Here is a 9,462-nt window from a genome sequence, read left to right as displayed (position 1 = left end):
CAATAGGATTGTCTGTAAATGGCGGAAGGATTGTTTGAAAGGCGGCAAAGAACGAGCGGCTCAGAAAGTCGGCCTGAGAGCCTGAAGCAGCGACCGGCGATCACCGGCAGGGCGCATGAAAAGGTCACAGCATGATGGCAGGACGAGCATCTCGTTTTCTGTCAGGCGGTTGGGGCGTTTTCTCATGGGGCTGCAATGGAACGGCTGGGGCTGGAAACTCTGCAGGGTAAGACAGAGATTTCAGGCTTCGCGTTCAGAATAGCGAAAACGCATCGTGTGCGTCAATGCAAATACATGGGCATTACCAAATTTCAGCTCTGCAAAACCTCACGGCACTGCCACAGCGGCACCATCTAGGATTTCCACCCGCAAACCCGCCGCATCTCCGGCATCTCGCGTCACCAACACGCTGATTCGGTGTGTTCCAGCGGCCAAATCAAGATCCTGTTGCGGATTCAGTTCCTTCAGTTCCGCGCCATCCACCGCGACAACGATTCCCTTCACCACACTAAAGCCCAGTTTCACCCTCCCGGCACTGTCCAGCTTGAGGCCAAACTGCACGATTTTTGGAAACCATGGGTACATTTTTTGTGCCGCAGGCAAATCGGCCAGCGGCAAGTCGCCATTCACCTGGCTGAACGCGATTTGCCACGGATACGCGTATTTTTCGTCGTTCAGCGCAAAGCTGCCCACATGGCGCACATGATCGATGTCCTTCTGCTCCATCTTGCCCATGGCTTTCCAAGTGCGGACATAACGATTCGGCTGCGTCTTGTAGGCCCCTTCCCGGCCCAGTTCGGACAGAAAGCGCACCAGATCGACGAATTCGTCCTCTCGCAGGCTGGCGGTCATGCCAGGCGGCATCATGCTCACCGGGCTCATCTGGCGGCTGGCGATGGCCGCTTTGGCCACTTTGACGATCTGATTGGCCGGGTCACGAATCGTCAACTCTTCCACGCCGTCGTTCACGAGGCCGCCGGAGACGACTCCGCCGTCCTTTTTGCTGACGATGACCATGTGGTAGCCCTCTTTGATCTTCTTGCTCGGCTCCAACATGCTTTCGATCAGATAATCCACCGGTGCGCTGGCTCCAATGCTCACCAGATTCGGCCCCAGCACCCCGCCCGACTCGCCAATCGCGTGGCAGGTCATGCACAAAAGTTGCTGGCGGCGGTAAACCGCCTCGCCGCGAGCTGGGTCGCCGTTCTTCTTCACTTTTTCGACCAAAGCGGCCATTTCCGGCCCGGTGAGCGGCTTGTCCATCTGCTTCACCCCGCCTGCGGTTTTCAACGCATCGGCCAGAGGTCCTTGAATGCCGCGTGAGGTCACCATGCGAATGCCTTCGACCGCCACGAGGTCAGGAATCGTCTTGCCGGCCAGTTCCTTCGCCAGCACGCCCGGAAGCTGCTTGTTCTTCAAAAACGCCGTCAAAACCGGCTTCGCAGCCTCCACCTCGGCCTTCGCCAAAAACTCCACCGCGCGCTTCGCCGCCAGTTGCGGCCCCACGGTGGTCAAACCGTCGATCATGAGACCTCGCAGGCCGCCGTCGGTCGATTCCATGAACAGCTTGTCGAACAAATCCCGCGTCTTCACCCCGCCGAGTGCCGTCAGGCCGCGCGTCGCTCCATCACGGATCGCCGGGATCGTTTTCGCGTCGGTCAGCAGCGCCACCAACTTCTCACGCGCTGGCTCCACCTTCCAAAGTCCCGCCAAAATCGCCGCACGATGCACCACATGCGGCTCGGGGCGGTCAAACCACGCCATCACGGTATCCTTGGCCCCTTCCGGAATGATTTTGCGATCCGTCGCCGCCTTCACCAGCGCGTCCTGCAACCCGATGTAGTAAGCCCCCATCGCCGCATCATTGACCATGTCGCTCAAAACCTTCGCCTGCGCCGCATCGGCCGCATCACCGGCCATGCCGAGCACCGCCGCTGCGTCTTCAACGCTCAACTTGCCGCTCTTCAGCGCTGCAAACAACGGTGGCAGCGCATCGCTGCGTCCCGTGCTCTTCATCGCATACACCAGGTGCTTCGGACGCTCGTCCAGCTTCAGCTTGCCATTCGCCACCAAAGGCATCCAGATGTCCGCCTGCTCGCGACAGGTCAGTTCCAATAAAAAGTCGAGCGGCTCATCCATCGGCTGATCGAGCACCTTTAGCGCCACACTGATCCCTCCGGGCGTGCGCATGTCCGCCAGCACCGCCAGCGCCCACAGGCGCACCTGCGCATTCTCATCCGTCACGGCTTTCTCCAGCACCTTCATCGCATCCGGCAGTTCCTTCCAGCGATGGCTCAAAATCCGCAGCGCCGCCGCACGAATCCGTGCATCACCATGCTCCACCAGTGGCCGCCACAGCTTCGCCGAAAATGCATTCACGCCCTCGCGTGCCCATGCCGCTTCGAGCAGCGCATGCGCATCCTCAAGCTTCGTCACATCCAGCTTCGCCGCCCACGCATCGATCTCCGGCACCACCTTCGCCGCGCCTTGATCCCGCAGCTCACGCTTCGCAAAGCGCCGCACATAATTGCGGTCACTTTTCAGCATCTCCAGCAACTCACCCGTCGCCGCGCCCGCAATCTTCGGCTTCGCGCTCAACGGACGGCCCTTCGCCGTCACCCGCCAGATGCGGCCATGCTCATGATCACGCCGCGCATCACGGAAATCCACCTCGCCATGCTGGATGATCGGATTGTACCAGTCGGCGATATAAAGCGCTCCATCCGGTCCCATCTTCACGTCGATGGGACGAAACGCACGATGCGTACTCGCCAGCACATCTGGCATCTGCTTCGCGATGTAGCTGCTCCCGCTCGCCGTCAGCTTGAAACGGTTCACGCGATTGCCACGGAAGTCGTTCAACACAAACGTCCCCTGCCAGTCCTCCGGAAAATGCGGATCTTCGATGATCTCCAGCCCGCACTGCTTCGGCTGCCCTGGACTGAGTCCGTGCAAAATCCGCTTCGCTCCCGGCGACGTGGAAAACACCGAGCCTGGAAAAATAAAATTCACCCCTTCACCGCCCGCCCCATCACACGCGAAACTCTGGCCCCAGCGATCAAATTCAAAGCCCCATGGATTCACCAGCCCTTTGCTGATGATCTCCGCCCGACGCGTCTCCGGCCGGAATTCCCAAATGCCACCGCCCATCAGCCGGCGGATGCCATGCGGCGTCTCCATGTGCGTGTGGATGTAGATCGACTGGTTAAAATACAGCATCCCCTCCGGCCCCCAGCGCATCGTGTGCAGCAGATGATGCGTGTCCTCCGTGCCAAAGCCGCTGAGCAAGATCGTGCGCTCATCCGCCTTCAGATCACCGTTCGTGTCCTTCAAAAACAACACCTCCGTCGAGTTCGCCACATACAGACCGCCATCACCCGGCGCCAGCGCCGTTGGAATGTGCAGCCCGTCCGCGAACGTTGTCGATTTGTCCGCCTTGCCATCGCCATCCGTATCTTCCAGCACCACGACTTGGTCCTTCGCCTCCTCGCCCGGCTTGATGTGCGGATACGTCGAACTCGTCACCACCCACAGCCTGCCCTGGGCATCCCAGTTCATCTGCACCGGCTTCTGAATCATCGGCTCCGCTGCGAACAGGTTCACCTCCAGGCCCTCCGGCACCACAAACGACTTCAACTCCGCATCTGGATTCGCATCCGGCAAATCGGCGACGGAATTCGGCTGCGAAGCGCGTGCAAAACCAATCGAACAAACAAAAATGAGGGCAAGGCGGGAGATCATAAAGGGAAGCCGCAGATTACGGCCCTGCCCCGCCATTTTGGCAAGCATTCTCTCGGCGAAATCAGAAGTCTGAGAGCATCTTGATCGGGAAGCCTGCCCACCTCACCGCCATGCACTCACCGCCGACGCATGCTCACGATAAAACCGCTCAAACTCCGCAGGCGAACCGTTGAACAAGTTGCGATCACAAAAATGCCGAAGTGACGTCCGTCCGCCGCTGCGCGTGAAAGCACCGCCCACCTGCCCGGAAAATTCCATGGCCGCCAGCGCCGTCTTCGGCCTGCCGCTCAGATCGCCGCAGTATTGCCAGAACGTCCAGTCACCGAACACCCGCGGCACGCTGAATGTCACCCGCGTGTCCGGCTGCTCGCCATAGCGCGGCACCCACAGGCCGCATTCCCGCAGCACCTGGCGTTCGCTGGCGGACAGCGCCTCCAGTTCCTGGCACTGCCGGGCAAATGCAGCGGTGCCCGGCGATGGCACGCTGCAATACAGCAGCGGCCACACACCGGTGCGACCACTCACCCTCTGCGCCGCTCTGGCGAGTTCGGTCCACGACACACGATCCGCACCCTCATTGTCCAGCACCAGCATCACCGGGTGATTCGCGGTGCCGTTGCGCCGAGCCGTCGCCGCCACCACGTTCGTGAAACGCTGCATCTGCGCCCCCACGCTCTCACGGCGTTTGAGGTAATGATACGCGCCCCATTTCAGACCCGCCACACGTGCCGATCGTTCCCGCCGCGCATAGTCCACGTCCGTCTTCGTCCCGCCGAGTGTCGCACGGTGAATCATCAACTCCACGCCCATCCGGCGAAGCTGGTCAGGGCGGATCACCCCACCATCGTGGCCAAAATCCACGGTGTTGTTCAAACACCGCCGCGCCGCGCTAAGCGACATCGTCTCCGTCCGGATCGGCGAGCAGCCCGCCAGCAGCAGCACGGTGACAGCACCCACGCAGAAAGACACACGCCGTAAATTCATCCCGCCGGTTTAACCGGAGCACCAGCACAACGTCAATCTCCAAAACACACCGGTGGCGCGCTCACAGTTTCCATCGCCAGTGACTTCTGGCAGGCGTATGCCATCTCACATGAACCCACCCAAAATCCTCGCTTTCGCGGGCAGCACGCGCTCCGGCTCCTTCAACAAGCAGCTCATCCGCGTCGCTGCCGATGCGGCACGTGCCGCCGGTGCCGAAGTCACCCTTCTCGATCTGCGTGATCTCCCGCTGCCGCTGTTCGATGGAGATTTCGAGACCGAGCACGGCCTGCCCGACAACGCCAAAAAATTGAAGGCCCTCTTCCGCGACCACCACGCCTTCCTCATCGCCGCCCCGGAATACAACAGCTCCATCACCGGCGTGCTCAAGAACGCCCTCGACTGGGCCTCCCGCAGCGAGTCCGACGACGAACCCGCGCTCTCCGCCTATCGCGGCAAAACGGCCGCGCTCCTCAGTGCTTCGCCCGGCGCGCTCGGCGGTCTGCGCGGTCTCGTCCATCTGAGGGCCATGCTTGGCAACATCGGCGTCATCGTCCTGCCGGATCAAGTCGCCCTGCCCAAGGCCCACGAAGCCTTCGATGCCGCAGGCCAGCTCAAGGACGAACGCCCGGCCAAACAAGTCACCGCCCTGGCCCAAGGACTCGTGAGCTTCCTGAAAAAGCACCTCGCCTAACAACCACGTCAGCGCGGTGCAGCTAGGCATGCACGGCCAGACTGCGACGGGCCTTCGACTTGAGAAATTCCAGCGCGGTTCCCACGCTGCGGTAGCTCTCCAGTTCCTCCGCCTCGGCCTTCGTCAGTTTTCTCTTGGCTGCTAAGCCGAAAGTGAAGTCCGTTTGCAACCTCTGTTATTTCAACCTCCAACTGCCCCCATCCGCCTCTGCTTTCGTGTCCTTTCGTGTGTTTCGTGGGCCATCACTCTCCGCCAAACAACCGCACCGGCGTGATCTCCACGCTGCGCTCACCTTCCCCCACAAACAGCACGCCCTCTTGCAGCGTGATTTGCAGATCCATCGACCGCGCCGCCAGCGCGCCCAGCGCTTGGGCTTGCGCCGCCGGGAGCTGCCACACCGTCAGATTGTTCACGCGGGAAAACCGTCCCGCCAGCGCCGCCCACCACGCCGGTGCCGTGCTGCCGAAGCTATACACCGTCACCCGCTTCGCCCGGCCGCACACGCGCACCAGCCGCTTCTCCTCCGGCTGTCCCAGCTCGATCCAGTGTTCCGTGAGGCCCGTCAGATCTTGCTGCACCAGCGCCGGTTCATCCGCTTCCCACATGTCTTTGCCAAACTCCAATGTTCCCAAGTCATTCGTCGCTGGCGCATTCAGCACAAACGCCAGCAGCCGCACCATCATCCGCTCCTCCGTCTCCGACGGATGCCGCGCAATCGTCAGCGTGTGATCGCTGTAGAGATTGCGATCCAGATCGGAAAACGCCACACCTGCCCGGTAAATGATTGCCTTCAGTGCCATGGGTTGAGGTAGGGTCTGGTCAAGGCGTGGTCAAGAGGTCATGGCTTGCCTCAAGCCCAGCCCACCGCAGGTGATCCTACTCGTCCTCGTCCTCAATCTCGGCTCTTCGGGGCAATGATCACTGCAGCTCATGCACCGCATCTCTCGCACCATGCAGCACGCGGACGACTTCCAGCACCTCGCCTTGACGATACACGATCAAATAATTCCTCCTCACTGTGTGAAACCACAAATCGTGCACCGTCAGATCCCGTCTGCGATGGCCTAGTGACGGCAGGTCCGCCAATCGCTGCACCTCGGTGCGAATATCCGCCTCCAAAGCATCCGCCGCCTCAGGATTGTCCTCCGCAATGAACATCCAGATGTCCTGCAGATCACTGTGCGCCGCATGGCTGTATACCAGTTCCCTCATGCGCCCGCACGCCACCGCTGCTTGAACGCCGCCATCTCCTCCCGTGACTGCTCGGCGGTCAAAACGCGGCCTTCCTCCAGATCACGCAGTCCCTCGTCGATCTTCGCCGAGGCCACCGCCTTCCAGCGTTCCTCCTGCCGCATCAACCCCAGCGACTCCACCACCACCTCATCCGCATTGTGATACAGGCCGGAGGCGATCTTCTGGCTCACGAACGATTCCAACGAAGCTGGCAGTGTCACAGTCATGCGCCAGTGTCTCCACCAGCCGTAAAACTGTCAAGCCTCACGATCGACATGCTTACCACGAGGGTCGTCCTCGACGTGGCGCCTTCAAGCCCACCGCAGGTGATCCTCCTCGTCCTCCTACTCCTCCTCGTCCTCGATGATCTCTGCCTCACCCCCAAGGCTCCGATGCCCCCCTAGGCCCCCCCCCGGCCCAGCATCTCCCTCATTCTCAATTCTTTGCCCAACTTCTGGCACCGCCGCGTTCAAGTCTACCCCGCCGTCATTCACGCTCGTGACTCAACCTCGCCGCGTCTTTCTACAAGCCTGCATGGTCCTGGTTCAGGCCTGCGCACGCACGATTCAAGCTTGAGCACGCAGGGTGCAAGCCTGTGATCGCGGTCCGTGGCGGTCCAGATCGGACAACGCAACGCACGCCCGGTGAATGGTCGCCTTGCGTCAGGCTTAGGCCCGTGTTGAGCACTAGAAAGGCGAATCAGTGAAATCGGTGGATGAACCATTCAATTTCCCGACTGCTTGTGTTTCGATTCCTCCCCGTTCTTCATGATCTCCTCCTTCGCTTTGTTGAAAACTGAACGATAGCGCTTGAAACAGGCTTCTTCTTGCCGATCGAGCGCGCGCAGTGTGAGGTCTCTCTTCCACCAAATAATTACGGCCATGACCAGGAATAAGATGACCCCTCCACAAAGACACCGACCGTCGCCTTTGTGCGAAGAGAGACATTGGGCAGCCATCAAGGCGAATGCGCCGAGAATCCATGCCCACTGCACAGTGAGAAACGCGATCAAGTAATGCCAAGTTCCACTATTGTGCTCTCGAAAGCTCTCAGGAATACAGTCGGAGTAAAAGGCAGAATGCCAGATGTCGAACGCCTTATTCTCATGGCTCCCTTCTTCCTTCAAATCATATGCCTGCTTAATTTTGTTTAAAACCGTTCGTCTCTTGTGGTTGTAGCCAAACCATTGCTCCCAGATACATCGCACTATCTGATTCAGCATATAGCCGAACCCAAATGAAGCCGCCGCCGCAAAGAACGGTGCGTTGTCCGACTCGAAGCCATGTGGGAAAATCAGCCACCAAGCAAACGCTGCTATTCCACCAGGAATTGTAAACCAAATAAGCTCTTTCATTGCTGGCCGTTTTGTTTTGTAACAGCGTGATGAAACGTGATCCCGGACTATTTGCAACATTTCACTCGTTCATCGCCCAGTATTTGCAGTTCCCTCCAGAGAAGAAACATGAAAGCCAGTCTTGGTGATGTGCGATTCAAATGATGAATGCATACGCAGCCGAATCGCAGAGGTGTTTTCCCGGAGAACCCGTTGCCATGGCGATGGAACGGCGCACTTTCCCAGCATGGCAACGCGGAAAAATTGGACGCGCGACGAATTGTTGGTCGTGCTCAATCTCTATCACAAGCTCACCTTCGGCCAGATGCATGCGAGGCAGCCAGTGATCATAAGCCTTGCTGAAAAGCTTGGACGTGGTGCAAACAGCGTCGCTCTTAAACTTGTTAATTTGGCATCCCTCGATCCCGTCCTGAAACTTCGCGGCATCAAGGGTATGGCGAATGCAAGCGCACTCGATCTCGTCGTATGGAATGATTTCCATGCCGATCTCAATGAAACTGTTCCTGCCAGCGAGGAGGCCTTGCGAAAAATATTTGATCTTGATGAAGGCAGTGAGCTTGAGGTGCTTCCGAATGAAGGTGTCCGCGTTAGAAGGTGCCCGCAGGGTCCCACAGAAGCAGTCGTGACCGTGAAACAACGCCGTGGTCAGGAATACTTTCGCGATGCGGTGGTGAACAACTTTGGCGGCCGCTGCGGAGTCACACAGCTTGGTGTTCGGGAGCTTCTGGTCGCTTCTCACATCCTGCCGTGGGGATCACATGCGAATGAGCGCCTGAATGTTCGCAACGGGCTGTGCCTCTCGCGATTGCATGATGCGGCCTTTGATCGTGGTTTGATTGCGTTCGATGACGATTTGCGGCTGCTGCTTTCCAAGCGCCTGAAACAGGAGCTGCCACAACGGGCCATTGCCGAAAGTTTCGCTGCTTATGCAGGCGAAGCGTTGATTTTACCGGACGATGCGGCTTTGCCGGATCTGGCGTTCATTGCTGAGCACCGGAAGAAGATTTTCAGCAATACATGAAACCAGCAGAAGCGGACATAAGTGTCCGCGCTCCCTTCACCGTCGTCTTCAAGACGCGGTCGAGGACGATGCCTGACCGCCTAAGCCGCAGTCGTGGTCGTGGTGGCGGCAGCAGCCGCTGCCGCATCCGCCGCAGCAGCAGCGAGGAGGTGGGCGCTGGAGCTACCATGGACGGAGACGAGGCTGGCGACGCCGAAGCCGAAGCCCTTCATCTCGTTCATCCAGAGCTGCGCTCCCGTGAGGGGATCGAGCGCATAGGTGTAGCCCTGTACGCTGACGATGAGGCGGTCGCCATCGAGCAGGAGGGTGGTGTAGCTGGAACCGGAAGGGGCGGTCCAGTCCCACAGGATCTCGCCGCTGTCCCGATGCAGGGCGGCGACGCGTTTGTTGAAGCCGGTGAAGAGGAGGTCGGAGAGGTGCATGGTGTTGTGGGGTGGC

The 9,462-nt window shown here is 59.5% G+C and carries 11 protein-coding genes; 3 read left to right on the top strand and 8 right to left on the bottom strand.

What is annotated here, in order from left to right:
• Positions 1-327 precede the first annotated feature (327 nt).
• Together U1A53_RS11960 and U1A53_RS11955 are read right to left on the bottom strand one after the other, a co-directional pair.
• On the bottom strand, positions 328-3,741 hold the full coding sequence (locus U1A53_RS11960; RefSeq protein ID WP_322281155.1) for a PVC-type heme-binding CxxCH protein: 3,414 nt from the start codon (positions 3,739-3,741) through the stop codon (positions 328-330).
• Between the two features lie 102 nt (positions 3,742-3,843).
• The gene (locus tag U1A53_RS11955; RefSeq protein WP_322281153.1) at positions 3,844-4,725 is read right to left on the bottom strand and encodes a glycoside hydrolase family 25 protein; all 882 of its coding nucleotides are present in this window, start codon (positions 4,723-4,725) and stop codon (positions 3,844-3,846) included.
• Positions 4,726-4,834: 109 nt separating this feature from the next.
• On the opposite strand from U1A53_RS11955, the gene U1A53_RS11950 reads away from it, so the two are divergent.
• Positions 4,835-5,416, top strand: coding sequence for an NAD(P)H-dependent oxidoreductase (locus U1A53_RS11950; RefSeq protein WP_322281151.1), 582 nt, complete (start codon positions 4,835-4,837; stop codon positions 5,414-5,416).
• Between the two features lie 22 nt (positions 5,417-5,438).
• On the opposite strand, the gene U1A53_RS11945 is transcribed toward U1A53_RS11950, so the two are convergent.
• From U1A53_RS11945 to U1A53_RS11930, 4 genes are all read right to left on the bottom strand, one after another.
• Positions 5,439-5,585 carry a hypothetical protein gene (locus U1A53_RS11945; RefSeq protein ID WP_322281149.1) on the bottom strand — a complete coding sequence of 49 codons (147 nt, stop codon included), beginning with the start codon at positions 5,583-5,585 and terminating at the stop codon, positions 5,439-5,441.
• A 73-nt stretch (positions 5,586-5,658) separates the two neighbouring features.
• The gene (locus U1A53_RS11940) at positions 5,659-6,216 is read right to left on the bottom strand and encodes a YaeQ family protein (RefSeq protein WP_322281147.1); all 558 of its coding nucleotides are present in this window, start codon (positions 6,214-6,216) and stop codon (positions 5,659-5,661) included.
• 118 nt (positions 6,217-6,334) lie between these two features.
• Complete coding sequence (locus tag U1A53_RS11935) at positions 6,335-6,628, bottom strand: type II toxin-antitoxin system RelE/ParE family toxin (RefSeq protein WP_322281145.1); 294 nt, start codon at positions 6,626-6,628, stop codon at positions 6,335-6,337.
• Entirely contained in the window at positions 6,625-6,876 is a 252-nt protein-coding gene (locus U1A53_RS11930) for a type II toxin-antitoxin system ParD family antitoxin (RefSeq protein ID WP_322281144.1), read from the bottom strand. The genes U1A53_RS11935 and U1A53_RS11930 overlap by 4 nt, the downstream gene beginning before the upstream one ends.
• A gap of 48 nt (positions 6,877-6,924) precedes the next feature.
• Here U1A53_RS11930 and U1A53_RS11925 point away from each other — a divergent pair, with 48 nt between their 5' ends.
• Entirely contained in the window at positions 6,925-7,053 is a 129-nt protein-coding gene (locus U1A53_RS11925) for a hypothetical protein (RefSeq protein ID WP_322281142.1), read from the top strand.
• Positions 7,054-7,373: 320 nt separating this feature from the next.
• On the opposite strand, the gene U1A53_RS11920 is transcribed toward U1A53_RS11925, so the two are convergent.
• Positions 7,374-8,003: a hypothetical protein gene (locus U1A53_RS11920; RefSeq protein WP_322281141.1), complete on the bottom strand. Its 630-nt coding sequence runs from the start codon at positions 8,001-8,003 to the stop codon at positions 7,374-7,376.
• Between the two features lie 226 nt (positions 8,004-8,229).
• On the opposite strand from U1A53_RS11920, the gene U1A53_RS11915 reads away from it, so the two are divergent.
• Positions 8,230-9,024 (top strand): HNH endonuclease, encoded by a 795-nt coding sequence (locus U1A53_RS11915; RefSeq protein WP_322281140.1) that lies wholly within the window; start codon positions 8,230-8,232, stop codon positions 9,022-9,024.
• Positions 9,025-9,104: 80 nt separating this feature from the next.
• On the opposite strand, the gene U1A53_RS11910 is transcribed toward U1A53_RS11915, so the two are convergent.
• Positions 9,105-9,446, bottom strand: a complete 342-nt coding sequence (locus U1A53_RS11910; protein WP_322281139.1) for a PQQ-binding-like beta-propeller repeat protein — start codon at positions 9,444-9,446, stop codon at positions 9,105-9,107.
• Positions 9,447-9,462: the final 16 nt, after the last annotated feature.

The sequence above is a fragment of the Prosthecobacter sp. genome (genome assembly GCF_034366625.1).
GTDB lineage: Bacteria > Verrucomicrobiota > Verrucomicrobiia > Verrucomicrobiales > Verrucomicrobiaceae > Prosthecobacter.
The sequence above is the reverse complement of the archived record's forward strand: the minus strand, read 5'-3'. Positions and strand labels throughout refer to the sequence as shown.

What these genes read in the sequence shown, in the direction of transcription:
- U1A53_RS11960 (WP_322281155.1), bottom strand. Translation starts at nt 3,741, where the DNA reads ATGATCTCCCGCCTTGCCCTCATTTTTGTTTGTTCGATTGGTTTTGCA.
- U1A53_RS11955 (WP_322281153.1), bottom strand. Translation starts at nt 4,725, where the DNA reads ATGAATTTACGGCGTGTGTCTTTCTGCGTGGGTGCTGTCACCGTGCTG.
- U1A53_RS11950 (WP_322281151.1), top strand. Translation starts at nt 4,835, where the DNA reads ATGAACCCACCCAAAATCCTCGCTTTCGCGGGCAGCACGCGCTCCGGC.
- U1A53_RS11940 (WP_322281147.1), bottom strand. Translation starts at nt 6,216, where the DNA reads ATGGCACTGAAGGCAATCATTTACCGGGCAGGTGTGGCGTTTTCCGAT.
- U1A53_RS11935 (WP_322281145.1), bottom strand. Translation starts at nt 6,628, where the DNA reads ATGAGGGAACTGGTATACAGCCATGCGGCGCACAGTGATCTGCAGGAC.
- U1A53_RS11930 (WP_322281144.1), bottom strand. Translation starts at nt 6,876, where the DNA reads ATGACTGTGACACTGCCAGCTTCGTTGGAATCGTTCGTGAGCCAGAAG.
- U1A53_RS11925 (WP_322281142.1), top strand. Translation starts at nt 6,925, where the DNA reads ATGCTTACCACGAGGGTCGTCCTCGACGTGGCGCCTTCAAGCCCACCG.
- U1A53_RS11920 (WP_322281141.1), bottom strand. Translation starts at nt 8,003, where the DNA reads ATGAAAGAGCTTATTTGGTTTACAATTCCTGGTGGAATAGCAGCGTTT.
- U1A53_RS11915 (WP_322281140.1), top strand. Translation starts at nt 8,230, where the DNA reads ATGGCAACGCGGAAAAATTGGACGCGCGACGAATTGTTGGTCGTGCTC.
- U1A53_RS11910 (WP_322281139.1), bottom strand. Translation starts at nt 9,446, where the DNA reads ATGCACCTCTCCGACCTCCTCTTCACCGGCTTCAACAAACGCGTCGCC.